The sequence below is a fragment of the Roseateles sp. GW821-FHT09G03 genome (genome assembly GCF_059416045.1).
Genome location: NZ_JBWKOK010000002.1, coordinates 278,134 through 301,261, shown reverse-complemented (window position 1 = coordinate 301,261; position 23,128 = coordinate 278,134). Strand labels below are relative to the sequence as shown.

The following is a 23,128-nucleotide window of genomic DNA, read 5'->3' as shown; positions in this document are numbered from 1 at the left end:
CCGCGGAGGCGGTCAGACACTGGCGTTCTGCAGCGGGTGCGCGGCGAAGCGGACCGTGAACCGCGCGCCCGGTCCTGCGCCTTCGGACTCCGCCTGCCGGCGCGCCCGTGTGTCGTCGACCGTGATCTCGGCCTCATGCTGCTGGACGATCTCGCGCACGATCGCCAGCCCCAAGCCGGAGCCGTCGACGTTGGTGCCCAGCGCCCGATAGAACGGCTGAAAGATCTGCTCGCGTTCCGACTCGACGATGCCCGGCCCCGAATCTTCGACCTGCAGGACGCAGACCTGTCCGAACGGGTCCTCGACGACGCGCACGGTGACCGTGCCGTCGCTCGGCGTGTAGAGCAGCGCGTTGTCGACGAGATTGCGGATCAACTCGCGGATCAGCAACGGGTGCCCGTTGATGCGCAGCCCGGCCTGGCTGGCCTCCGGCCCTTCGTAGCCGAGGTCCAGGCGCTTCTCCATGGCGCGTGGCACGAAGTCGCGCACCGTCTCGATCGCCAGCACGGCAAGGTTCACTTCGCTGCGACGCGCGGCGTGCTCCTGGTCCTCGGCGCGGGCCATGGCCAGCAACTGGTTGACCATGTGCGCCGCGCGCTGGCTCGACACCGCGATCTGCTTCAGCGAACGACGCAGTTCCGCTGGCGAGCTGCGACCTTCGTCGATCTCGCGCTGTGCCAACTCGGCCTGCGTGCGCAGCCCCGCGAGCGGCGTCTTCAACTGATGCGCGGCATCGGCCAGGAAGTGCTTCTGCGAGCGGATCGATTGATCGAGCCGCTCCAGCAGGTCGTTGATGGCCTGCACCAACGGCGCGACTTCGTCGGGGATGCGCTGTTCGTCGATGGGGCTCAGGTCCGAGCTGTCGCGCGAGCGGATGCGCCGCTGCAGATCGTTCAGCGGCGCGATACCGCGCGCCAGCGCCAGCCACACCAGCAGCACCGCCAGCGGCAGGATCACGAACTGCGGCAGGATGACGCCCTTGATGATCTCGTTGGTCAGGCGCGAGCGTTTGCCCAGCGTCTCCGCGACCTGCACCAGCATCATCCGCTCACTGCCGGCCATCCCCTCCGGCACCACCCAGAGGTAGGACACGCGCACCGCTTCGTTGTTGATCTCGTCGAATCGGCGGTTGACCTCCCAGGGCACGATCGGCGGCTCGACCTCGGGCACCGGCAGCTGCGCATCGCCGCTCAGCAATTCGCCGCGCAGGCCCAGCACCTGGTAGTAGACGGTGTCGGATTCGTCCGCGCGCAGCAGGGCGGCGGCCTCCGGGGCCAGCGCGTACCGCGAGCGGCCGCGCCGCGCGGCCGCGTCGCCAGGCGTCGGCTCGGTCACGACTTGCAGGCCGAGCGTGCGCGCCATTTCGTCGAGCTCGCGGTCATACGGCTTGTTGGCGATGCCCTGGGCCACCAGCCAGGTCAGCGCGACGCTGATCGGCCAGATGACCAGCAGCGGCGCGAGCATCCAGTCGAGGATCTCGCCGAACAGCGAGCGATGGCCGGAGGAATCAGCCGCCATGCGGCAGCTCAGCCGGGAATCTTCTCAAGGCAGTAGCCCAAGCCGCGCACCGTGGCGATGCGGATCGGGCCCTGTTCGATCTTCTTGCGCAACCGATGGATGTAGACCTCGATCGCGTTGTTGCTGACCTCTTCGCCCCATTCGCACAGGCGCTCGACCAGCTGGTCCTTGCTGACGAGACGGCCGGCGCGCTGCAGCAGCACCTCCAGCAGCGACAACTCACGCGCCGAGAGTTCCACCATCTGCTCGTTGATGTAGGCGACACGGCCGGTCGCATCGAAGGTGAGCGGACCATGACGGATCACGCTCGATGCGGTGCCCAGGCCGCGACGCGTCAGCGCGCGCACGCGGGCTTCGAGCTCCTGCAGCGAGAAGGGCTTGGCCATGTAGTCGTCGGCGCCGAGGTCGAGGCCCTTGACACGTTCCTCGATGCTGTCGGCGGCGGTCAGGATCAGCACCGGCACGGACGAACCGCGCGCGCGCAGCCGTCTCAGGACCTCCAGGCCGTGGAGCTTGGGCAGGCCGAGATCGAGGATCAGCAGGTCGAATTCATGGGAGGCGAGTGCCGCGTCCGCTTCGCTGCCGCTGCCGACCTGATCGACGGCGCAACCCGACGCCCGCAACGAGCGCAGCAGGCCGTCGGCCAGGACCTGGTCGTCTTCGGCGATCAAGATGCGCATGTGTCGTCCCCTCTGGTTATGGAGACATTCTAGGGAGCGGCCTGCTGGTGTTCCCTAGGCGTTTCCGAGGCGTCCGACGGTGGGGGATCGGGGGTGCCTGGTCAGGCGGACGACAGGTTCGCGTGGGGACGTCTCCCACCGATGACGGAAATGGGAGGGAGGTCCGCTGCTGGCTCATCTAGTGAGCCACTGGCGGCCTAAGATGCCTGCATCGACCCTCACCGGCACCGCACAGCGGATCGGCCGGGCTCGACAAAGTACTGTACAGATATACAGATTGCGCCAATAATCCGCCGCAGCCAACAGGAGAAGATTGCATGGACGCCCCCGTGAAGAACGCCAACACCGAAAAAGCCAAGGCCCTGCAGGCCGCCCTCGCCCAGATCGAAAAGCAGTTCGGCAAGGGCTCCATCATGCGGCTGGCCGAAGGCGAGAAGATCGAGGACATCCAGGTCGTCTCCACCGGCTCGCTGGGCCTGGACATCGCGTTGGGCGTCGGCGGCCTGCCGCGCGGCCGCGTGGTCGAGATCTACGGCCCGGAATCCTCGGGCAAGACCACGCTGACGCTGCAGGTCATCGCCCAGATGCAGAAGCTGGACGGCGTGTGCGCCTTCATCGACGCCGAACATGCGCTGGACGTCCAGTACGCGCAGAAGCTGGGGGTCAACCTCCAGGAACTGCTGATCAGCCAGCCCGACACCGGCGAACAGGCGCTGGAGATCGTGGATTCGCTGGTGCGCTCGGGGTCGGTCGACCTGATCGTCATCGACTCGGTCGCCGCGCTGACGCCGAAGGCGGAGCTCGAAGGCGAGATGGGCGATTCGCTGCCCGGCCTGCAGGCCCGGCTGATGAGCCAGGCGCTGCGCAAGCTGACCGCCACCATCAAGAAGACCAACTGCACCGTCGTCTTCATCAACCAGATCCGGATGAAGATCGGTGTGATGTTCGGCAGCCCGGAAACGACCACCGGCGGCAACGCGCTGAAGTTCTACGCCTCGGTGCGCCTGGACATCCGCCGCATCGGCTCGATCAAGAAGGGCGAGGAAGTCATCGGTTCGGAGACCAAGGTCAAGGTGGTCAAGAACAAGGTCGCGCCGCCGTTCAAGACGGCGGAGTTCGACATCCTCTACGGCGAAGGCATCAGCCGCGAGGGCGAGATCATCGACATGGGTGTGGCGAACAAGATCGTCGAGAAGGCTGGCTCCTGGTACGCCTACAGCGGCGAGAAGATCGGCCAGGGCAAGGACAACGCGCGCGAGTTCCTGCGCGAGAACGCGGATCTGGCGGTCGAGATCGAGAACAAGATCCGCGACTCGCTGGGCATCCCGTTGCTCGGCGCGACGCCCGGCGGCGACGCAGAGTAAACGCGGGGCCTTCGCATGACCCCGCCTGATGGTCGGCGGGGCCGGGCCTCGCAGCCGCTGTCGCTGAAGGCACGCGCGGTCGCGCTGCTTGCTCAGCGAGAGCACAGCGCGATGGAGTTGCGGCGCAAGCTGCTGCGCATCGCGCGTGATCGGCTGGCCGAAGCCGCCGAGGCTTCGGCAGCTTCGCGCGACGAGTTCTCGGATGACGACGAGTCGACAGCGCTCAGCGGCGAAGTCGAAGCGGTGCTCGACTGGCTCAAGGCCAATGGGTATCTCGACGAGTCGAGATTCGTCGAGTCCCGCATTCATGTGCGCTCGCAGCGCTTCGGCCAGCGGCGCATCGAGCAGGAGCTCGCCCAGCACGGACTGTCGTTGGACGCAGAGCAGCGTTCGACCCTCGCGGCCAGCGAGCTGGATCGCGCGTGCGACATGCTCCGCCGCAAGTTCAGCGATGGCGCGGTCCTCGACGCCGCGGCGCTAGCCAAACGCATGCGATTTCTCATCGGGCGCGGATTCGGTCCTGACCTCGCGCGGCGCGCGGTCCGACGTGTCGCCGAGGGCGGCGATGCCGATGCATGAAGCACGCTCCGGGTGGGCGACAGGTCGTGCCGCCTGAAAGAGCGACAGCGTCTGAAACTCCACGAAACTTCGTGCGTCACGAGCACCTTGCGACGCGCTGACAAGCCCACGGCAGTGCGCGTCTCAACCGCGCCAAGGGCTTGATGCAACGCAGCATGCTACATTTTCGGCTTCGCAAAACAGCCCGCCGGCGTTCGTCCGCGGGCATGTTTTCGCGTGTTTGCATCGGTTTTATGTCTTCCTCCGCCTCCCCCGAGCGCCATCCGCCGCACCCTCGTCGCTCCGTCGACGCGCGGTCCTATGGCCGCGACGACGGGTTCCTTGTCGCGGGAGCCTGGCTGAATCCGGCGTTGCAAACCTCCTCTCCACGCCGGTACCGCGGAGCGTCCGCGGCATTGGCTGCTTCTTCCTGATTCATCCATCAAGCGAGACCTCCCTATGAAGATTCACGAGTACCAGGGCAAGGAAATCCTGCGCCAGTTCGGCGTGCCGGTGCCGCGCGGCATTCCCGCGTTCACGGTGCAAGAGGCGGTCGAAGCCGCGCAGAAGCTGGGCGGCCCGGTCTGGGTGGTCAAGGCGCAGATCCACGCCGGCGGTCGCGGCAAGGGCGGCGGCGTCAAGCTGGGCAAGAGCCTGGACGACGTGAAGGCGCTGTCCGAGCAGATCCTGGGCATGCAGCTGGTCACGCACCAGACCGGCCCGGTCGGCCAGAAGGTCCGCCGCCTGTACATCGAAGAAGGCGCGGACATCAAGAACGAGTTGTACATCTCGCTGGTGACCGACCGCGGCACGCAGAAGGTGGCCTTCATCGCGTCGAGCGAGGGCGGCATGGACATCGAGGAGGTCGCCCACTCGACCCCCGAGAAGATCATCACCGAGTACATCGACCCGCTGACCGGCATCACGACCGAGCAGTCGAAGAAGATCGCCGCGGCCATCGGCCTGAGCGGCGCTTCGGTGGACCAGGCCGTCGACCTGTTCGCCAAGCTGTACAAGTGCTACATGGACACGGACGCGTCGCTGGTTGAAATCAACCCGCTGAACTGCGATTCGAAGGGCAACCTGATCGCCCTGGACGCCAAGTTCAACTTCGACGCCAACGCCCTGTTCCGCCACCCGGAAATCGTTGCCTACCGCGACCTGGACGAAGAAGACGCGGCGGAGATCGAAGCCTCGAAATTCGACCTGGCCTACATCTCGCTGGACGGCAACATCGGCTGCCTGGTGAACGGCGCCGGCCTGGCCATGGCCACGATGGACACCATCAAGCTGTTCGGCGGCGAGCCCGCCAACTTCCTGGACGTCGGCGGCGGCGCCACGGCCGAGAAGGTCACCGAGGCCTTCAAGATCATGCTGAAGAACCCCGAGGTGAAGGGCATCCTCGTGAACATCTTCGGCGGCATCATGAAGTGCGACACCATCGCCGAAGGCGTGATCACGGCCTGCAAGGCCGTCAACCTGAACGTCCCGCTGGTCGTCCGCATGAAGGGCACCAACGAGGAGCTGGGCAAGAAGATGCTGGCCGAGTCCGGCCTGCCCATCATCGCCGCCGACACCATGGCCGAAGCCGCGACGAAGATCGTCGCCGCCGTCAAGTAAGCCGCAGACCCAGCCAAGGAATACGACATGAGCATCTACATCAACAAGGACACCAAGGTCATCACCCAGGGCATCACGGGCAAGACCGGTCAGTTCCACACCCTGGGCTGCCAGGCCTACGCCAACGGCAAGAACGCGTTCGTCGCCGGCGTGAACCCCAAGAAGGCGGGCGAGAAGTTCTCGGACATCCCCATCTACGGCACCGTGAAGGAAGCCGCCGCCCAGACTGGCGCGACCGTGTCGGTGATCTACGTGCCGCCGGCGGGCGCCGCCGCGGCGATCTGGGAAGCCGTCGAGGCTGACCTGGATCTGGCGATCTGCATCACCGAAGGCATCCCCGTCCGCGACATGCTGGAAGTGCGCAACAAGATGAAGGCCAAGGAACTGGCTGGCGGCAAGAAGACGCTGCTGCTGGGCCCGAACTGCCCTGGTCTGATCACGCCCGACGAGATCAAGATCGGCATCATGCCCGGCCACATCCATCGCAAGGGTCGCATCGGCGTGGTCTCGCGCTCGGGCACGCTGACCTATGAAGCGGTGGCACAGCTGACCGAAATCGGCCTGGGCCAGTCCTCGGCCGTCGGCATCGGTGGCGACCCGATCAACGGTCTGAAGCACATCGACGTGATGCAGGCCTTCAACGACGACCCGGACACCGACGCCGTCATCATGATCGGCGAGATCGGCGGCCCGGACGAGGCGGAAGCCGCCCGTTGGTGCAAGGCCAACATGAAGAAGCCGGTGGTCGGCTTCATCGCCGGTGTGACCGCCCCTCCCGGAAAGCGCATGGGCCACGCCGGCGCGCTGATCTCGGGCGGTGCCGACACGGCCGATGCCAAGCTCGCCATCATGGAAGAGTGCGGCTTCACCGTGACGCGCAACCCGTCGGAGATGGGCAAGCTGCTGAAAGGCCTGCTGTAAGTAGCAGGAAAAACCTGATGCCAGGAGCCGTTGCTGCGTAATTTCACGCACTGCGGTTCCGGGGGGCGGGCGCGGACAATCCAGCCGTACCCCTCGAACCAATGAAGGGGCCCCAGGGGCCCCTTCATTCGTTTGCCCCTCCAACGCTTTAGACTGGGCCCTCGTTGCGCGAGGCCCGGCGCGGGTTTCCTACATGGACATGCTCACCAGCCCCGAGTTCTGGCTCGCCGTCGGCCAGATCATCCTGATCGACATCCTGCTGGGTGGCGACAATGCCGTCGTTATCGCGCTTGCCTGCCGCAAGCTCCCACCGAATCTGCGCACCAAAGGCATCCTCTGGGGCACTGCCGGTGCCATCGTGCTGCGCGTCGTCCTGATCTTCTTTGCGCTGACGCTGCTCAAGCTGCCGTTCCTGAAGCTGGTCGGCGGCGTGCTGCTGCTGTGGATCGGCATCAAGCTGCTGTTGCCGGAGGCCGAGGACGATCACGCGAAGATGGAAGCGAGCGACAAGCTCTGGGGCGCGGTGAAGACCGTCATCATCGCGGACTTCGTGATGAGCCTCGACAACGTCATCGCGATCGCCGGCGCCGCGGAAGGCGCGGGTGGCCAGCATCAGATGCCGCTGGTGATCTTTGGCCTGCTGGTGTCGATCCCCATCATCGTGTGGGGCAGCCAGCTGGTGATCAAGCTGATGGACAAGTTCCCGATCGTGATCACGCTGGGCGCGATGCTGCTCGGATGGATTGCCGGCACGATGCTGGTGACCGATCCGGCGCTCAATGCCTGGGTGCCGATGCAAGCGGGCAGCAAGCCCGGCACGACGGAAGTCCTGCCGCAGGTGTACTACGCCCTGGGCGTCGGCGGCGCCTTGTTCGTCCTGCTCGTCGGCAAGCTGCTGGCCGCACGTCGGCCGGCGCAAGCCTGACGAAGGGCTCGCCATGTCATGAGCGCCTCCGGCTTCCTGAAGCGACTGCTGGGCCGAGGCGCGTCTGACGATGGGAGTCTGGGTGCGTCCGACACCCTGCCGACGACACAACCGATGCCGCGCTCGGCGGGCGTGGCGCTGGACGACTACGAGATCGGCGAGGAAATCGGCCGCGGTGCGATGGCTGTTGTCCATCGGGCCGTGGACCGCCGCAGCGGCCGGACCGTCGCCATCAAGCGCCTGGCGCTGCAACGCGAGTTCGCACCCGAGGACCTGATCGACGTCCGCGACCGCTTCATGCGCGAGGCCAGTGCCGCAAGACATCTGGACCATCCCGACATCCTGCGCGTGCTGGATGCCGGGGAATGCGCCGGTGAAACCTGGATCGCGATGGAATACGTCGTGGGACAGGATCTCAGTCACCACACGCGGCCTGGTCAGTTGCTGCCCCTGCGCGAAGTGCTGCTGCTCGCTGCGCGCCTGGCGCGCGCGCTTCAGTACGCTCATGGCCACGGGGTCGTCCACCGCGATATCAAACCCGCCAACGTCATGCTGGAACGGGAATCGGGCAGCGTGAAGATCATGGATTTCGGCATCGCCCGCGTCGCCGATGGGAGTCGCACACGAACCGGATTGGTCCTGGGCACGCCGTCCTACATGTCGCCGGAACAACTGGCCGGCCTTCAGGTGGACGGACGCAGCGATCTCTACTCATTGGGCGCGATGCTGTTCCAGCTGCTGACCGGCCATCTTCCGCATCAGTCAGAGTCGATGGCGACCTTGATGCACCAGATCATGAATCAACCTGCGGCGGACGTCCGTCGTCTCCGTCCCGAGCTGCCGGAGTCGTTGGCCATGGTGGTGGCCCTGGCGCTGGAAAAACGTCCCGAACTGCGCTATCAGCGCGGCGACACGCTGGCCCAGGATCTCGAGTCGGTGCTGAGCCAGATCCCGGTGGAACTGGCCAATAGCACAGGCGCGACACCCCCCCCACCGGCGGGACAGGCATTCGAGCAAACTTTGCGGCTACAGTCCCAGGGCGCAGTGCACAATCCCTTTCCCCCAGCCGATCCCGCCAGCAAGACATGACCCTGGAGTTCTTCAGCGCCACCGATACCGGTCGTGTGCGCGACAACAATGAAGACTCGGTCGCCCTGGAACCGGGCGTCGGGCTTGCAGTGCTTGCCGACGGCATGGGGGGCTACAACGCGGGAGAGGTCGCCAGCCAGATGCTGACGACGTTCATCAAATCGGAGTTGGGTCGATGGCTGGCCGAAGCCGGCCAGCACGCGACGGACATCGATGTACGGCGGGCGATGGACATCTGCGTGGACAACGCCAACCGCGCGATCTTCAACGCTGCCAACACCAATCCACGCTATGCGGGCATGGGGACGACGCTGGTGCTGGCGGTCTTCCGGGAACAGAGCCTGTTGCTGGGACACGTGGGCGATTCGCGGGCCTATCGCTATCGGGAAGGCCAACTCGTCCAACTGACGCGTGACCATTCGTTGCTGCAGGAACAGATCGATGCAGGTCTACTGACGCCAGAAGAAGCCGTCTTCAGCAGCAACAAGAATCTGGTGACGCGGGCCGTTGGCGTCGAGGATACGGTGATGCTGGAAGTGCATCAGCATGAACTGTTGCCCGGCGATCAGATCCTGTTGTGCAGCGATGGTCTCTCGGACATGGTCGATGACGCCAGCGTGGCACAGGTGCTGCAAAGCCACAACGATTTGCCTGAAGCAGCGCAGGCGCTGGTGGACACGGCCAATGACCTTGGCGGCAAGGATAATATTGCGATCGTTCTGGTTCGCGCGGAAAGTCGCACCAAGCCATGGGCGTGGTGGCCATTCAGTCGCAACAATGGGCGCCGTTGAGGCGACCCTCTACAAATAAAGACAGGACTCGAGGTCAAGCATGGGCAAGCTGGTGGTGTCGCTCGACGGCGTGGTGATCAAGGAAGTGCAGATCACCAAGGACAAGACCACGCTCGGCCGGAGGCCGTACAACGACATCGTGATCGACAACCTGGCGGTCAGCGGCGAACACGCCGTGCTGCAGATGGTCGGGGCGGATGTCTTCATCGAGGACCTGAACTCGACGAACGGCACGTACATCAACGGCAAGGCGATCAAGAAGCAGTTGCTTTCGCATAGCGACGTGATCGAGGTCGGCAAGTACAAGATCAAGTTCCTGCTCGAGGACAACGGCGACTATGAGAAGACGATGATCCTGCGGCCCGGCACTGCGCCGAGCAGCGGTTTCGGTCTGCCGTCTTCCTTCGGTGGCTTGGGCCCGGCGCCGGTGTCGACTGCGCCGGCAGCAATCAAGGTGCTGAACGGTCCTGCGGCGGGTCGAGAGGTGTCGCTGACCAAGGTCGTGACGACGGTGGGCAAGCCGGGCGTGCAGGTGGCGTCGATCACGAAGAGACCGAGCGGCTACGTGTTCGCGCACGTCGAGGGCGGTGCCCGACCCGTGGTGAATGGCGCGCCTTTGACGGCAGAGTCGGTCCCGCTGAAGAACGGTGATGTGATCGAGTTGGCCGGCACGCAAATGCAGTTCGTGCAGGCGTGATCGGCACGACTCACGACGAAGGGACCCTTGAGGTCCCTTTTTGCTGCCCGGCCGCTGGGCAATGCGCGTGGTTTCGGCGCACCATCCTGTATCGAGATGATTCGTTGCTGTCGGGCGATCACCTACGCGCGTGCAGGTTTTCACGGCATCGGGGTGGGGTCGCGTAAGCGACGGCAATAAACCTTCGAATCGAGGATTCGGCGCTTAGCGCCACACAAGGGTCCCTCTACAGTCTTCCGCATGAAGATTCGCGTGCTCGGTTGCGCCGGCGCCCTGGCGGCCGGCTACAGGACCACTTCTTTTTTGCTCGACGACGATGTGCTCATCGACGCCGGTAGCGGCGTGGCCGAACTGACCGTGGACGCGATGGTGAAGGTGAACCACATCCTGGTCACGCATTCGCACCTGGACCATGTGTTAGCGATCGGTCTGCTGGCGGATACGGTCCAGCGGCGACGCGCGCAAGCCGGCCGTCCCCCGGTGAAGGTACATGCGCTGCCCGAAACACTTCAAGCACTGCGCTCGCACGTTTTCAATGGCGTGATCTGGCCCGATTTCACTCGCTTGCCCTCGGTTGAGCGGCCTGCGTTGACCTTCCATGAATTTGCGGTCGGCGATCGTCTTGACCTGGGCGGCGATCGCTACGTCGAGGTCATCAGCGCCGCACACACGGTGCCGGCCGTGGGGTTTGCTGTCGATGGTGGTGCTGGTGGTCACTGGATCTTCACCGGTGACACCGGCCCAAATCCGGCGCTCTGGAAGCGACTGTCGGAAATCAAGGTCGCGCATCTGATCATCGAATGCGCCTTTGGCGACGATGAATGCGGGTTGGCGGGCATCAGCAAGCACTTGTGCCCCACGACCCTTCGCGAGGAGCTCGCAAAACTCGGCGGGGCGATCGATGTACACATCACCCATATCAAGCCCGGAGAACGTGCGGCGGTAATGGACGCGGTCATGGGCCTGCGTACGACACACCGCATCTCTGCATTGGAGAACTTCCAGGAGTTCACGCTGGCTTGACGTCTTATTGATGGATTCCTTTTTTCCACCCGCAGCCCGCGCCGGAAGTCCGCCGCGGGCTGCGTCGCTTCTGCGTCTTCACATCTCGCATCGGCGTGAGCTGACAAACCTTGTCCGGGACGGGAGAGGTGACAAATTTGGGCAAGCTGCCTGACAAAAAACGTCACTTGAAGCCATGCCTGATGCTGCCAAGCCGTGATGTCGTGCACTAATCAAGAAAAGAAGGGGCTGGCACGAGCCCTGCGTACATCCGCTTCGTCTCTACCCCACTTCCTCTCTTTGGAGTTTTTATGAAGCGCGTTCAACAAGGTTTCACCCTGATCGAACTGATGATCGTCGTGGCGATTATCGGTATTCTGGCTGCCGTGGCTCTGCCGGCGTACTCGGACTACATCAAGAAGTCCAAGGTCACGGAAGTGATCGGCGTCGCCAGCCAGCCCAAAGCCGCCATTCAAGAATGGCTGAGCGTCAAGGGCTCGTTCCCCGCTGACCAAGCCACCCTGGGCCTGGAATTCAACGCCACCAAGTATGTGTCCGCCATGACGTACACCGGTGGCGCGACCGCCGTTCTGACCGCCACCGCCCAAGCTATCGGCGACGGTGTCGATGCCTCAAACATCGTGCTGACCGGCAGCCGCGTTGGCGCCACCGACCAAGTCACCTGGGTCTGCACGGGCACCATCAACGCCAAGTACCTGCCGGCAAGCTGCAAGTAATCTTCCTCTTCGAGGTTGAATCAAATGGGGCTTCGGCCCCATTTGTCATTTTCGGCCCGGCAGAATTACGCATCTGCTTCCCTCGCTCCCGGCTCCCATGACGCCTACGCTTCGCGGACGCCTCAAGGCCTCCTCGCTCCATTTCATCTTCACGCTGATCGTTGCCGCCTCCGTCGCGGCCATCGTCTTTCTGGTCTGGTATCCGTGGCCGTACACAGACATCTCCGGCGGCGCCGGCCTGTTCGGACTGATCGTGGGCGTGGACATCGTCCTGGGACCTTTGATCACCCTGGTGGTCTTCGACAACCGCAAGCCTCGAGGCGAGCTGTGGCGTGACATGTCGGTGGTCGTGGCGCTGCAGCTGGCGGGTCTGACGTATGGCGCTCACACGATGTTTGTCGCCCGGCCCGTGGTGCTCGCTCTGGAGATCGACCGTTTCCGCGCCGTGATCGCCGCCAGCGTCGTGGAGCAGGAACTGCCTCAAGCACCAGCAGCGCTGCGGACCCTGTCGATGTCCGGCCCTCGGCTCGTGAATACGCGTCCCGTGTCGGCCAAAGAGCAGATGGATGCAGTCTTCGCTGGGCTGGGTGGCGCCGATCTCGGCATGCGACCGAGCTTCTGGCAGGAATGGGGCGCGCCGGGCCGGGCGCAGGCGCTGAAGGTGGGCAAGCCGGTGAGCGAACTACTGGCACGTCACCCCGCTCAGTCAGAAGAGCTCCGGGCCGCCGTCGCCAGGACGGGCAAGCCCATCGACCAGCTTCTCTATGTTCCCTTGCTCGCGCGCCGCACCGACTGGTCGGTGCTGATCGACAAGGGCACGGGCGACCCGGTCGGCTTTGCGCCTGTCGACGGCTTCTGATCCCTTCGTTTCATCGCGTTCCAAGCGAGAGGGCCAGCGGGCGTTAGAGTTCCGCCCTGCCCCCACGACTCGGACCGTTCATGACGCTCGCCGCGACAGCGCCTGCCGCCAATTTCCCCGCTTCTTCCACCGCGCCGCATCTCCAGGTCCTGACACTGCTCGGCCTGTTGCTTGGCGTGACGCTGGCGCCTCTGATCGCCTACAACCAGACGCCGTCGGCGACGCTCTACAACCAGTTGGCGGCGTTCGCTGGGCTCGGGTTGCTGACCGCCGGTCTCGCGTGGAGTCGCTCACTGGAGTCTGGTTGGCAATTCGATGGCGTGTCCCTGGCACTCCTTCTGATGACGGCCGTTGCAGCGGCTGCGCCCTCTACGCATGGGCTTCCGTGGTCGATGGCCCTCACCAGCATCGCGATGCTGCTCGGCGCGTTGGTGGCAGTGCAGGTCGGTCGCGCAGTGACGTCGCGGCAGCGTGACGCGGTGCTGACGCTCTTCTGCGTCGCGCTCGTCGGAGCGGGCTTGCTGAGCGTCGTCGTCTGCATCGTGCAGATGTTCTTTCCGGAACTGGCCAACGGCGTCCTCATTGCCCGTTCGGGCGTCGTGGGAAGCGCGGTCGGCAACATGCGGCAACCCAATCACCTCGCTAGCCTGCTGATGTGGGCATGCGTCGGCGCTGTCTGGCTCGAGCAGGGCGGCTGGCTGGCGCGGCGGCTCGGGAGCGCAATGGCAGGCACTATCGCGTTGTATGTGCTGCTTTTCCTTTTCGTCTTCTGCGTGTTGCTCAGCGGCTCTCGCACCGGGTGGATCGGCATCGCCTTGCTGGTGATCTGGGGGGCAATCGACTGGCGGCTGGCACCGCGCGTGCGAATCGCGCTGGGGTCAACCGCAGTCATGTTTGCGATCAGTTGGGGCCTGATGGATTTGTACGCCGCGCTGGGCCATCACGCCTTCCGTGCGCAGTCGCGGCTCTCGGGCGAGGGGGCCGGCTCGCCGGCGCGTCTCGCCATTCTTAAGAACGCTGCAGGCCTCCTCGCACAGTACCCGCTGACAGGCTCGGGCTGGGGGGATTTCAATCTCGCCTGGACCCTGACGCCGTTCCCGGATCGGCCAGTCGCGTTCTTCGATCACACGCACAACCTCGAGATGCAACTGCTCGTCGAGATGGGGCTGCCGCTCGGCCTGTTGGCGCTGGCGCTGCTGGCTTGGGGCTTGACGATCGGGCTCTTGCGTGCCGTCCGGGGCGGTCCCGCCGGTCATTGCGCCGGCATGCTCGTAGCGATGATCGGCGTCCATAGCCAGGTGGAGTACCCCCTCTGGTACGCCTATTTCCTGCTGCCCGCAGCACTCGCCTATGGCTTGTGCTGGGCAGGGAAAAATGACGTCAACGCGCGGAAGACCGCGGATCCTTCGCCTTCAAAAGCCCTGCCGCGTCGGCGTCCTGCGCTGGCCGTGCTCGGCCTGGCGATCACGGCGGCGGTGCCGCTGGTGGTCCTCGACTACCTGCGCATCGTCCACATCTACGCGCCGCCTTTGGGAGCAACATCGCTCGACGATCGCATTGCGGCGGGCCAGCGCTCCCCATTTTTCGCGCTGCAGGCCGAGTACGCCGAAGCGACGGTTCAACCTCCTGGCCCCGTGGCGCTCGAATCCTCGCGGCTGACCGGCCACCATCTCATCGACACGCGCCTGCTGATGGCCTGGGCGAAGTCGCTCAACGCAGTGGGCGAGACCGACAAGGCCCGTTACCTGGTGCAGCGGCTACGTGAGTTCCGAAACGCAGCCAGCGAGGAATGGCTGGGCGAATGCGACGAAGTGGCTGCGCTGGACGCTGCGGCGAAGCCGTTCCAATGCGAGCCCCCGCAACAGGAATACAGCTTCCGCGAATTCCGCTGAGTCTGTCGCTCGCGGCGAGGATCGGCCTGAGCGTCCTAGACCTCGGCGCGCCACTCGCCCGACTTCCCGCCCTGCTTCTCCAGCACGCGGATCTGCTCCATCACCATCCCGCGATCGGCGGCCTTGCACATGTCGTAGACGGTGAGCAGTCCGACCTGCACGGCCGTCAGCGCTTCCATCTCCACGCCGGTTCGCCCGAGCGTCTCCACCTGCGCGGTGCAGATCACGGCGCTCGAAGCCTCGTCCAGTTCGAACTCGACCGCAACCCGTGTGATCGGCAGCGGATGGCAGAGCGGGATCAGATCCGATGTTCGCTTCGCGGCCTGGATCGCGGCGATGCGCGCGACACCGATCACGTCGCCCTTCTTGGCGTTCCCGTCGCGGATCAGCGCCAGTGTCTCGGCCTTCATCCGGATGCGGCCCGCGGCCCGGGCCACGCGGTGCGTGACATCCTTGCCGGAGACGTCCACCATGTGGGCCTGTCCGTTGGCGTCAAAATGGGTCAGAGGCGAGCTCATGAGCGCGGCAACAATCGCGAAACCGAAGAGGCGTCATCATAGTTCCGGCCCTGGAGATCCCTTGAAGCGAACGAACCCCATTCCCTTCACCCGACGCTGCCTGGCGGTGCTGCTCAGCGCATCCCTGCTCGGCCAGGCTGCCGTCGCGCAGGTGAACTTGCCGGCACTCGGCGACTCCGTGTCGGCAGACGTGAGCATCAGCGCCGAGAAGAAGCTGGGCGATCAGGTCATGCGGCAGATCCGCCCGGACCCGGACTACCTCGACGATCCGCTGCTGCTCGAATACGCGCAGAACACCTGGCAGCCGTTGGTGGATGCCGCGCGTCGCCTCGGCAACATCAGTGATGACACCAGCGACCGCTTCGCCTGGGAACTCTTCCTGGTCCGTGACCGCTCGGTGAACGCGTTCGCGCTGCCGGGCGGCTACGTGGGGATCCATCTGGGCCTGATCGCGATGACCGGCGCACGCGACGAGATGGCGTCGGTGATGGGCCACGAGCTGTCGCACGTCACGCAGCGCCACATCGCGCGAAGCATCGTCGGCGACGCCCGGACCAGTGCGCTGGCCACCGTGGGCTTGCTGCTAGGCATCCTCGCCGCCGCGAAGAGCCGCAGCATGGATGGTGCGCAGGCCGCGATCGTCACCAGCCAGGCGGCGGCGGCGCAGGCTCAACTGAATTTCTCGCGCGACATGGAGCGCGAGGCCGATCGCGTCGGCTTCCAGGTCATGACGCAGGCCGGCTATCAGCCGGCTGGCATGGCCAGCATGTTCGAGCGCATGGAACAGGCCTACCACCTGATGGATTCCGGCGCCTACCCCTACTTGCGCAGCCACCCGCTCACCAGTGAGCGGATCGGCGAAGCACGTGCGCGGCTGGGCACGACGGGCCAGACCAAGCTGGTGGGCACCCCGGAGCACGCGCTGATGGCCGCGCGTGCGCGGGTCCTCATGGACCAGCGGACCGATCCGTGGCGCGTGCTCCAGGGCCTGGATGCCGGATCGAGAGCCGGCGAGAAGAACATCGACCAGCTGGCGGCCCGCTACACGAGCGCGCTCGCGTCGATCAAGCTGCGCGACTTCTCTCGCGCCGAAGCCACCTTGAAGACGGCCGACGCCTTGGCCGGGCTGCTCGGCGCGGACCCGGGCGCGAAGCGCCTGCTGGTCTACGCGCATGCCGAGCTGGAGGTTGCCCGAGGCAAGCCCGAAGCCGGCTTCGCGGCGCTGGAGCCATTGAAGAACGAACGCTCACGTCCGATGTTGATGATCCGCGCCGATCTGGCGCAGGCGGACCCGCGGCCGGAGGTGAAGCGCGAAGCCGCCGAAGCACTGCAGACCCACCTCGCGCTGCACGCGCAGGATGCGTTGGCCTGGCAGGAAAGCGGCACGTTGTGGCAACAGCTCGGCCAACCGTTGCGGTCGTTGCGGGCGCAGGGCGAGACCCGGGCCGCGCTCGGCGACATCACGGGCGCGATCGATCGGCTCGCGTCCGCTGAACGCCAGGGTCGGGCAAGGTCCGCGGACCAGTTCGAGGCCTCGGTGATCGACTCGCGACTGCGCGACCTGCGCTACGAGCGTCGCCAGATGCTCATGGAGATGTACCCGCGCGGCGTGCCGCCTGGCGCGGAGCCCTGATCGAGGCTTACTCGCTGTCCGGGAACAGACGCTCGATCAGCACATCGATGGCCATCCCGCACAGCGAGTAGATCAGCGAGCCGATCAAGGCCGCGCCGAAGCCCGCGACGGTGAAACCGTCCAGCACGCTGGCCGTTGCCCAGAACAGCAGCGCGTTGATGACGAAGAGGAACAGTCCCAGCGTCAGCAACGTGACCGGGAGCGTGAGCAGCACCAGCACCGGCCGCAGAATGGTGTTGAACAGGCCCAGCACGAAGGCCGCGATCAGCGCGGTGACGAAGCCCTTCACCTGGACGCCAGGGTAGAGGTGGGCCACCAGCAGCAGCGCGGCGGCCAGCAGCAACCAGCGGGTCAGCGTTTTCATGCGCTCAGCATACCGGCATCGATCATCAGAAAAATACGAACTTGAAATAGCAAATGAAGCAGGATAATGCGAACCTTCCGAAGGGGGAGTAGCCGCGCGGCGCAAGCCGCGGCAGAAGCCCGTCAAGACGTTGCCGTGAAGGCAGCCGGGCCCTGCACCTGACGCGGGACTTGCCAGGTCATCCGACCCCGAGCCGCATCAGCCTTGCAAGACCCTTCGGCCGCACCGTACCGCCCGCAGCGGCGCGGTGACGTTGAAACCGGGACGGCGCAGGCGCGCCGTCCGCTTCTTGCAAGGAGCTCTCATGAGCACGATCGTCCCCATGTGGCTGTGGGTGGTATTTGTCGGCATCGTCGTGGTGTCCCTGATCCTGGACTTCGTCGTCCTGCGCAAGCAGGGCGCGCACGACGTCGGCGTCAAGGAGGCGATCAACTGGTCGCTGGTGTGGGTGGCGTTGAGCGTCGCCTTCATGGGCCTGCTCTGGTGGGCCGTGCGCGACGGCACCGGCAGCACGGAACTCGCCAACACCAAGGCGTTGGAGTTCATCACCGGCTACCTCATCGAGAAGTCGCTGGCGGTCGACAACATCTTTGTCTTCCTGATGATCTTCACCTACTTCTCGGTGCCGTCGGCCTACCAGAAGCGAGTGCTGATGATGGGCATCATCGGCGCCATCGTGCTGCGCACGGTGATGATCCTCGTGGGTGGATGGCTGATCGCGCAGTTCCACTGGATCCTCTACCTGTTCGGCGCCTTCCTGCTGATCACCGGGATCAAGATGTGGTGGGCCGCCGGCCAGGAGCCCGACCTCGAGGACAACCCCGCGCTGAAGCTGCTGCGCCGCGTGCTGCCGGTCAGCAAGAACTTCGACGGCGAACGCTTCTTCACGCTGGAGAACGGCAAGCGGATCGCCACGCCGATGATGCTGGTGATCGCGCTGGTGGGCATGACCGACGTGATCTTCGCGGTGGACTCGATCCCGGCGATCTTCGCGATCACCAACGATCCGTTCATCGTGCTGAGCTCCAACATCTTCGCGATCCTGGGCCTGCGTGCGATGTACTTCCTGCTGGCGGCGATGGCGTCCAAGTTCCATCTGCTCAGCTACGGCTTGGCGGTGGTCCTGGTGTTCATCGGCGCGAAGATGATGCTGATCGACGTGATCAAGATCCCTGTGCTGCTCTCGCTGGGCGTGGTGGTCGCGATCCTGGCCATCACGATGGTCTGGAGCCTGCGCACGGCGCCCAAGCTGTCGGCTCACCATTCGGACGAGCCCCGGAAGGCGGCCGACTGATGCTGGACTGACCGGATCCGGGCGGATGTCCCGGTCCGGTCTTCTCAGTCCTTGAAACCCGCGCGACGCGCCAGCGTCCCGCGGGTTTTGTGCTTTACAGAACAGAAACAGGGGCGTCGCGCGTTCGCCACGCGGAAAGACCTGCGAAACCGCAATTCTTTGACACACTCAAATGAGAATGCTTAGCATTTGCGGCCTTTGAGTCCAAACCGGCCTCAACCACTCGCCACCGCCAGCCAGACGCGATCAGGGAGGGGCCCGCCACCGTGCGCCGTGAAGCGTCGGGACGACGCCGCCAGCACGCGCAGCCAGCCGAGCCAGATTTCCCATAAGAACTTCCCTCGGAGCTCGAATCCATGTCCCGCTACATCAAGAGCCGCAAGCACGCGGTGGCCCCGCTGGCCGCACTGGCAGCCTCCCTGACCCTCCCGCTGGCCCATGCCGCCGAAGCCCCGGCGCCCGCGGACGCCTCGACCGCTTCCGCCGCCGCTGCGCCTTACCTGCCGCAGGTGAAGGTCGATGGCACTGCGCAGTCCGACTACAAGGCCGACAAGAGCGCATCCTCCAAGCTGACCCAGCCGCTGCTGGAAACGCCCAAGACGATCTCGGTCATCAAGAAGGAAGTGCTGCGCGAGCAAGGCGCGGTCTCCCTGATCGAGGCGCTGCAGAACACCCCGGGCATCACGATGCAGCTGGGCGAGAACGGCAACACCTCCGCCGGCGACACCTTCCAGATGCGCGGCTTCTCGGCCAGCACCTCGACCTTCGTCGATGGCATCCGCGACCTGGGCGCGGTGACCCGCGACGTGTTCAACATCGAGCAGATCGAAGTCGTGAAGGGTCCGGCGGGCGCCGACACCGGCCGCGCCGCCAGCGCCGGCTACATCAACCTGATCACCAAGCTGCCGCAGATCGACAACTCGATCGACGGCTCGGTGACGATCGGCGACGCGAGCCGCAAGCGCGCTTCGGTCGACGTCAACCAGAAGATCTTCGACAACAGCGCCGTGCGCCTGAACGCGGTGTGGCAGGACTACGGCGTCCCGGGTCGTGACGAGGTCAAGCGCAAGAACTACGGCATCGCGCCGTCGATCGCTTTCGGCCTGAACACGCCGACGCGCTTCTTCCTGTACTCGCAGCATCTGCGCCAGAACAACCGCCCGGACGGCGGCATCCCGACGATCGGCTGGCCCGGCTACACGGCGGTGGCCTCGGCGACGGTCACTCAGGCCCAGGCGGCCGCGCTGATGGCGGCGCCGAAGATCGACAGCAAGAATTTCTACGGCAGCGTCCACGACTACGAGGACGTGAAGGCGGACATGGTCACCGCCAAGCTGGAGATGGACATCGGCAACCAGATGACGGTGCGCAACATCTCGCGCTACGGCCGCACGTACATGGACCGCATGGTCACCGGCGTCAACGGGATCGTCGCGGTGAACCCGGACGACCGCAGCACCTGGACGCTGGCCCGCTCGCGTCAGCGCGTCAACCAGACCAACGAGATCCTGGCCAACCAGACCAGCATCAACGCGACGCTGTCGACCGGTGGCATCAAGCACGACCTGTCGACCGGCATCGAGCTGACGTACGAAAGCCAGGACAACCGTGCCTTCACCGCCGCCGCCGCGCCGGCGGCCAACCTGTACAACCCGAACCCGAATGTCGACCTCGGCGGCTCTACCCGCAACGTCGCGGGCGACACCTCGGGCAGCACGACCACCACCGCGATCTACGCGCTGGACACGATCTCGGTCACCGATGCGCTGAAGCTGACCGCCGGCCTGCGTACCGAGCACTACAAGGTGAAGTACGCCAGCGTCGCCACCGGCGCCCTGGACACCGGCAAGTGGGTCACCAGCTGGAACGTCGCCGCGCTGTACAAGCTGGCCGAGAACGGTACGGTCTACGCAGCGGCAGCCAACTCGCTGACCCCTCCGGGCGGCGCCAACTCGACGCTGGCCGCCACCGGCCAGAACTCGACGGCTGCTGATGCGCAGGAGACCAAGAACTACGAAGTCGGCACGAAGTGGGACGTGCTGAACAAGCGCCTGAACCTGACCGCCGCGCTGTATCGCAGCGAGAACGACGGACAGGTCAGCGTGGACTCGGTGACCAACGTCGCCACCCAGGGCGGCAAGACCCGCGTGCAGGGGATCGAGCTGGCCGCGGTCGGCCAGATCACCAACTTCTGGCAGATCACCGCAGGCGTGCAGACCATGGACGCCAAGCAACTGAACCAACGCACCGCCACGGCCGTGAGCGATGGCGTGCGCTGGACGCCGAAGTGGTCCGCGACGCTGTGGAACTCGTATCAGTGGAACGACTTCACCATCGGCGGCGGCGTGCGCCACACGGCCGAACAGAAGCGCGTCATCACGGTGGCCGCCGCGCCGTCGAACGGCCTGTCGACGCTGCCCTCGTACACCGTCGTGGATGCGATGGGCGCCTACCGCGTCAACAAGAACCTCAGCCTGCAGCTGAACATCACCAACCTGTTCGACAAGGAATACATGTCCTCGTTGAACAACGGCGGCAGCCGACTGGTGCTGGGCGCTCCGCGCGCGGTGACGCTGATGGCCAACATCGGCTTCTGATCAACGCCTGACCGTTTGAGGTAGCGTACGGCCGGCCCGTCCCTGTCCTGGCAGGGTCGGGCCGTCGTCCGTCCTGCCTCTTGAATTGATTCGAACCGGACATGCTTCTTCACATCCCCGAAGTGCTCAGCAAGCAGGACGTGCGCGAGATGCGCAAGCTCCTGGACGCCGCCGACTGGACCGACGGCCGCGCGACCGTGGGCGAGCAGGGCGCGAAGGTCAAGCAGAACCGGCAACTGTCGGTCGAGCATCCGGCCGCGCGCCAGATCGGCGCGCACATCCGCGACGTGCTGGCGCGGCATCCGCTGTTCATCTCGGCCGCGCTGCCGCTGCGCACGCTGGCGCCGCTGTTCAACCGCTACGAGGGCGGCGAGCACTACGGCTTCCACGTCGACGGCGCGATCATGCGTCAGCAGGGCACCGACCAGCCGCTGCGCAGCGACGTGTCCTCCACGCTCTTCCTGAGCGAGCCCGACGAGTACGACGGCGGCGAGCTCGAGGTCGTCGACACTTACGGCACGCACGAGGTGAAGCTGCCCGCGGGCGACCTGATCGTCTACGCGAGCACCAGCCTGCATCGCGTGACGCCCGTGACGCGTGGCGCACGGATCTGCTCGTTCTTCTGGACGCAGAGCCTGATCCGCCAGGACTGGCAGCGCGCGATGCTCTTCGACCTCGACCAGACCATCCAGAAGCTGCGCGGCCGGCTGGGCGACGACGCCGAGACCACGGCGCTCACCGGTCACTATCACAACCTGCTGCGGCTCTGGGCCGAGACATGAGCGGACCCAAGAGCGCGAATGCGACCAGCCCCGCCAAGCGGTCCGGTTGGCTGAAGCAGCTGCATCAGTGGCACTGGATCAGCTCGGCGATCTGCCTGATCGGCATGATCCTGTTCGCCGTCACCGGCATCACGCTGAACCACGCGGCCGACATCGAGTCCAAGCCGGTCATCGTCAGCAGGACCGCGCAGTTGCCGGCCGAACTGGCCACGCCGCTGAAGCCGAAGTCCGCGAACGAGCCCGACAGCAAGGCGCTCGTGCCCGCTCCAGTGCGCGCATGGCTGGCCAAGGAACTGGGCCGCGCGATCGACGGTCGCGAGGCCGAATGGAACCGCGACGAGATCTACCTCGCGCTGCCGCGGCCCGGCGGCGACGCCTGGGTCCGCATCGCGCGCGACAGCGGCGAGGTCGAATTCGAGGACACCGACCGCGGCTGGATCTCCTACCTCAACGACCTGCACAAGGGCCGCCATGCCGGCGTGGCCTGGAGCTGGTTCATCGACATCTTCGCGGTCGCCTGCCTGCTGTTCTCGATCACGGGCCTGCTGATCCTCAAGTTCCATGCGGTCAGCCGCCCCAGCACCTGGCCGCTCGTCGGCCTGGGTCTGGTGATCCCGGCGCTGCTGGCGCTGCTGCTGATCCATTGATTGTTTTTTCCGCTCCGAGCCGCCGCCAGGATCCTCCCGACCTTCAACCGAGACTCGACCATGAATCGCTCCGCAAGTCGTACCCTCCTCCAGCTCGGTGCCCTCGGCACGCTGGGCACCCTGGCCGTCGGCTCGTCCGCCTGGGCCGCCACCGTCCAGCTCAAGCTGGAAGTGCCGCGCCTGAACGTCGCCGAATATCACCGCCCCTACATCGCCGTGTGGGTCGAGAAGGCCGGCGAGTCCGGTCCGGCCGTCGCGCAGCTGGCAGTCTGGTACGACACCAAGAAGCAGAACAACGCCGGTACCAAATGGCTCAAGGACATGCGCCAGTGGTGGCGCCAGGGCGGCCGCAATCTGACCGTGCCCGCGGACGGCGTCACCGCCGCCACGCGCGCGCCGGGTGAGCACGCGATCTCGCTGGACACCAGCGCCGCGCTCGCCGCGCTGCCTCCCGGCAAGTACGAAGTCGTCGTCGAATCGAGCCGCGAAGCCGGCGGCCGTGAAGTGCAGCGCCTGCCGCTGACCTGGCCGGTCAAGGCCGCCGCGACGGAGAAGGCGCAGGGCGAGCACGAGCTCGGCGCGCTGGAACTGACGGTCAAGCCCTGATCGCGTCGCGACAGGCTCCACGACAAGACACGGA

The 23,128-nt window shown here is 65.5% G+C and carries 22 protein-coding genes; 18 read left to right on the top strand and 4 right to left on the bottom strand.

Annotation, left to right across the window (positions count from 1 at the left end; translation table 11 throughout):
* Positions 1 to 12 precede the first annotated feature (12 nt).
* Positions 13 to 1,518 carry a sensor histidine kinase gene (locus AC07OZ_RS08570; RefSeq protein WP_495466733.1) on the bottom strand — a complete coding sequence of 502 codons (1,506 nt, stop codon included), beginning with the start codon at positions 1,516 to 1,518 and terminating at the stop codon, positions 13 to 15.
* An 8-nt stretch (positions 1,519 to 1,526) separates the two neighbouring features.
* Positions 1,527 to 2,198 carry a response regulator gene (locus AC07OZ_RS08565; protein WP_067280662.1) on the bottom strand — a complete coding sequence of 224 codons (672 nt, stop codon included), beginning with the start codon at positions 2,196 to 2,198 and terminating at the stop codon, positions 1,527 to 1,529.
* 317 nt (positions 2,199 to 2,515) lie between these two features.
* On the opposite strand from AC07OZ_RS08565, the gene recA reads away from it, so the two are divergent.
* The 12 genes from recA to AC07OZ_RS08505 all read left to right on the top strand — a co-directional run bounded on the left by recA (position 2,516) and on the right by AC07OZ_RS08505 (position 14,653).
* Positions 2,516 to 3,562 (top strand): recombinase RecA, encoded by a 1,047-nt coding sequence (recA, locus tag AC07OZ_RS08560; RefSeq protein ID WP_495466732.1) that lies wholly within the window; start codon positions 2,516 to 2,518, stop codon positions 3,560 to 3,562.
* Positions 3,563 to 3,673: 111 nt separating this feature from the next.
* Positions 3,674 to 4,141 carry a regulatory protein RecX gene (locus tag AC07OZ_RS08555; protein WP_495466731.1) on the top strand — a complete coding sequence of 156 codons (468 nt, stop codon included), beginning with the start codon at positions 3,674 to 3,676 and terminating at the stop codon, positions 4,139 to 4,141.
* A 438-nt stretch (positions 4,142 to 4,579) separates the two neighbouring features.
* On the top strand, positions 4,580 to 5,740 hold the full coding sequence (gene sucC, locus AC07OZ_RS08550; RefSeq protein ID WP_431049162.1) for an ADP-forming succinate--CoA ligase subunit beta: 1,161 nt from the start codon (positions 4,580 to 4,582) through the stop codon (positions 5,738 to 5,740).
* A gap of 27 nt (positions 5,741 to 5,767) precedes the next feature.
* Positions 5,768 to 6,661, top strand: a complete 894-nt coding sequence (gene sucD / locus AC07OZ_RS08545) for a succinate--CoA ligase subunit alpha (protein ID WP_297524421.1) — start codon at positions 5,768 to 5,770, stop codon at positions 6,659 to 6,661.
* Positions 6,662 to 6,854: 193 nt separating this feature from the next.
* Positions 6,855 to 7,586 carry a TerC family protein gene (locus AC07OZ_RS08540; RefSeq protein WP_495466730.1) on the top strand — a complete coding sequence of 244 codons (732 nt, stop codon included), beginning with the start codon at positions 6,855 to 6,857 and terminating at the stop codon, positions 7,584 to 7,586.
* An 18-nt stretch (positions 7,587 to 7,604) separates the two neighbouring features.
* Positions 7,605 to 8,675, top strand: a complete 1,071-nt coding sequence (locus AC07OZ_RS08535; RefSeq protein ID WP_495466729.1) for a serine/threonine-protein kinase — start codon at positions 7,605 to 7,607, stop codon at positions 8,673 to 8,675.
* Complete coding sequence (locus tag AC07OZ_RS08530; protein WP_067280684.1) at positions 8,672 to 9,466, top strand: Stp1/IreP family PP2C-type Ser/Thr phosphatase; 795 nt, start codon at positions 8,672 to 8,674, stop codon at positions 9,464 to 9,466. The genes AC07OZ_RS08535 and AC07OZ_RS08530 overlap by 4 nt, the downstream gene beginning before the upstream one ends.
* Positions 9,467 to 9,506: 40 nt before the next feature.
* Positions 9,507 to 10,163: an FHA domain-containing protein gene (locus AC07OZ_RS08525; protein ID WP_377159155.1), complete on the top strand. Its 657-nt coding sequence runs from the start codon at positions 9,507 to 9,509 to the stop codon at positions 10,161 to 10,163.
* A gap of 240 nt (positions 10,164 to 10,403) precedes the next feature.
* Positions 10,404 to 11,186: an MBL fold metallo-hydrolase gene (locus tag AC07OZ_RS08520; protein ID WP_495466728.1), complete on the top strand. Its 783-nt coding sequence runs from the start codon at positions 10,404 to 10,406 to the stop codon at positions 11,184 to 11,186.
* A gap of 290 nt (positions 11,187 to 11,476) precedes the next feature.
* Positions 11,477 to 11,902: a pilin gene (locus tag AC07OZ_RS08515; protein ID WP_495466727.1), complete on the top strand. Its 426-nt coding sequence runs from the start codon at positions 11,477 to 11,479 to the stop codon at positions 11,900 to 11,902.
* A 97-nt stretch (positions 11,903 to 11,999) separates the two neighbouring features.
* The gene (tfpZ, locus tag AC07OZ_RS08510) at positions 12,000 to 12,761 is read left to right on the top strand and encodes a TfpX/TfpZ family type IV pilin accessory protein (RefSeq protein ID WP_495466726.1); all 762 of its coding nucleotides are present in this window, start codon (positions 12,000 to 12,002) and stop codon (positions 12,759 to 12,761) included.
* Positions 12,762 to 12,841: 80 nt separating this feature from the next.
* Entirely contained in the window at positions 12,842 to 14,653 is a 1,812-nt protein-coding gene (locus tag AC07OZ_RS08505) for a Wzy polymerase domain-containing protein (protein ID WP_495466725.1), read from the top strand.
* 35 nt (positions 14,654 to 14,688) lie between these two features.
* Here the strand turns inward: AC07OZ_RS08505 and moaC are convergent, their stop codons facing one another.
* Entirely contained in the window at positions 14,689 to 15,171 is a 483-nt protein-coding gene (moaC, locus tag AC07OZ_RS08500) for a cyclic pyranopterin monophosphate synthase MoaC (RefSeq protein WP_495466724.1), read from the bottom strand.
* 61 nt (positions 15,172 to 15,232) lie between these two features.
* Here moaC and AC07OZ_RS08495 point away from each other — a divergent pair, with 61 nt between their 5' ends.
* Positions 15,233 to 16,804: a M48 family metalloprotease gene (locus AC07OZ_RS08495; protein WP_495466723.1), complete on the top strand. Its 1,572-nt coding sequence runs from the start codon at positions 15,233 to 15,235 to the stop codon at positions 16,802 to 16,804.
* A 7-nt stretch (positions 16,805 to 16,811) separates the two neighbouring features.
* Here the strand turns inward: AC07OZ_RS08495 and AC07OZ_RS08490 are convergent, their stop codons facing one another.
* Positions 16,812 to 17,168 (bottom strand): phage holin family protein, encoded by a 357-nt coding sequence (locus tag AC07OZ_RS08490; protein WP_067280698.1) that lies wholly within the window; start codon positions 17,166 to 17,168, stop codon positions 16,812 to 16,814.
* A gap of 304 nt (positions 17,169 to 17,472) precedes the next feature.
* On the opposite strand from AC07OZ_RS08490, the gene AC07OZ_RS08485 reads away from it, so the two are divergent.
* The 5 genes from AC07OZ_RS08485 (at position 17,473) to AC07OZ_RS08465 (ending at position 23,094) form a co-directional block, all read left to right on the top strand.
* Complete coding sequence (locus tag AC07OZ_RS08485; protein WP_495466722.1) at positions 17,473 to 18,462, top strand: TerC family protein; 990 nt, start codon at positions 17,473 to 17,475, stop codon at positions 18,460 to 18,462.
* Positions 18,463 to 18,818: 356 nt separating this feature from the next.
* Entirely contained in the window at positions 18,819 to 21,059 is a 2,241-nt protein-coding gene (locus AC07OZ_RS08480; RefSeq protein WP_495466721.1) for a catecholate siderophore receptor Fiu, read from the top strand.
* Between the two features lie 101 nt (positions 21,060 to 21,160).
* Positions 21,161 to 21,841 (top strand): Fe2+-dependent dioxygenase, encoded by a 681-nt coding sequence (locus tag AC07OZ_RS08475; protein ID WP_495466720.1) that lies wholly within the window; start codon positions 21,161 to 21,163, stop codon positions 21,839 to 21,841.
* On the top strand, positions 21,838 to 22,488 hold the full coding sequence (locus AC07OZ_RS08470) for a PepSY-associated TM helix domain-containing protein (protein ID WP_495466719.1): 651 nt from the start codon (positions 21,838 to 21,840) through the stop codon (positions 22,486 to 22,488). Before AC07OZ_RS08475 ends, AC07OZ_RS08470 begins: the two co-directional genes overlap by 4 nt.
* 60 nt (positions 22,489 to 22,548) lie before the next feature.
* Positions 22,549 to 23,094, top strand: a complete 546-nt coding sequence (locus AC07OZ_RS08465) for a DUF2271 domain-containing protein (protein WP_088408638.1) — start codon at positions 22,549 to 22,551, stop codon at positions 23,092 to 23,094.
* Positions 23,095 to 23,128: the final 34 nt, after the last annotated feature.

Bases quoted from the DNA above. Each gene is read 5' to 3' on its own strand.
- AC07OZ_RS08555 (WP_495466731.1), top strand. From the start codon at position 3,674: ATGGAGTTGCGGCGCAAGCTGCTGCGCATCGCGCGTGATCGGCTGGCC.
- AC07OZ_RS08485 (WP_495466722.1), top strand. From the start codon at position 17,473: ATGAGCACGATCGTCCCCATGTGGCTGTGGGTGGTATTTGTCGGCATC.
- AC07OZ_RS08515 (WP_495466727.1), top strand. From the start codon at position 11,477: ATGAAGCGCGTTCAACAAGGTTTCACCCTGATCGAACTGATGATCGTC.
- AC07OZ_RS08525 (WP_377159155.1), top strand. From the start codon at position 9,507: ATGGGCAAGCTGGTGGTGTCGCTCGACGGCGTGGTGATCAAGGAAGTG.
- AC07OZ_RS08475 (WP_495466720.1), top strand. From the start codon at position 21,161: ATGCTTCTTCACATCCCCGAAGTGCTCAGCAAGCAGGACGTGCGCGAG.
- AC07OZ_RS08520 (WP_495466728.1), top strand. From the start codon at position 10,404: ATGAAGATTCGCGTGCTCGGTTGCGCCGGCGCCCTGGCGGCCGGCTAC.
- AC07OZ_RS08570 (WP_495466733.1), bottom strand. From the start codon at position 1,518: ATGGCGGCTGATTCCTCCGGCCATCGCTCGCTGTTCGGCGAGATCCTC.
- AC07OZ_RS08505 (WP_495466725.1), top strand. From the start codon at position 12,842: ATGACGCTCGCCGCGACAGCGCCTGCCGCCAATTTCCCCGCTTCTTCC.
- AC07OZ_RS08540 (WP_495466730.1), top strand. From the start codon at position 6,855: ATGGACATGCTCACCAGCCCCGAGTTCTGGCTCGCCGTCGGCCAGATC.
- AC07OZ_RS08565 (WP_067280662.1), bottom strand. From the start codon at position 2,198: ATGCGCATCTTGATCGCCGAAGACGACCAGGTCCTGGCCGACGGCCTG.
- sucD (WP_297524421.1), top strand. From the start codon at position 5,768: ATGAGCATCTACATCAACAAGGACACCAAGGTCATCACCCAGGGCATC.
- AC07OZ_RS08530 (WP_067280684.1), top strand. From the start codon at position 8,672: ATGACCCTGGAGTTCTTCAGCGCCACCGATACCGGTCGTGTGCGCGAC.
- moaC (WP_495466724.1), bottom strand. From the start codon at position 15,171: ATGAGCTCGCCTCTGACCCATTTTGACGCCAACGGACAGGCCCACATG.
- sucC (WP_431049162.1), top strand. From the start codon at position 4,580: ATGAAGATTCACGAGTACCAGGGCAAGGAAATCCTGCGCCAGTTCGGC.
- AC07OZ_RS08470 (WP_495466719.1), top strand. From the start codon at position 21,838: ATGAGCGGACCCAAGAGCGCGAATGCGACCAGCCCCGCCAAGCGGTCC.
- AC07OZ_RS08490 (WP_067280698.1), bottom strand. From the start codon at position 17,168: ATGAAAACGCTGACCCGCTGGTTGCTGCTGGCCGCCGCGCTGCTGCTG.
- recA (WP_495466732.1), top strand. From the start codon at position 2,516: ATGGACGCCCCCGTGAAGAACGCCAACACCGAAAAAGCCAAGGCCCTG.
- tfpZ (WP_495466726.1), top strand. From the start codon at position 12,000: ATGACGCCTACGCTTCGCGGACGCCTCAAGGCCTCCTCGCTCCATTTC.
- AC07OZ_RS08535 (WP_495466729.1), top strand. From the start codon at position 7,605: ATGAGCGCCTCCGGCTTCCTGAAGCGACTGCTGGGCCGAGGCGCGTCT.
- AC07OZ_RS08465 (WP_088408638.1), top strand. From the start codon at position 22,549: ATGAATCGCTCCGCAAGTCGTACCCTCCTCCAGCTCGGTGCCCTCGGC.
- AC07OZ_RS08480 (WP_495466721.1), top strand. From the start codon at position 18,819: ATGTCCCGCTACATCAAGAGCCGCAAGCACGCGGTGGCCCCGCTGGCC.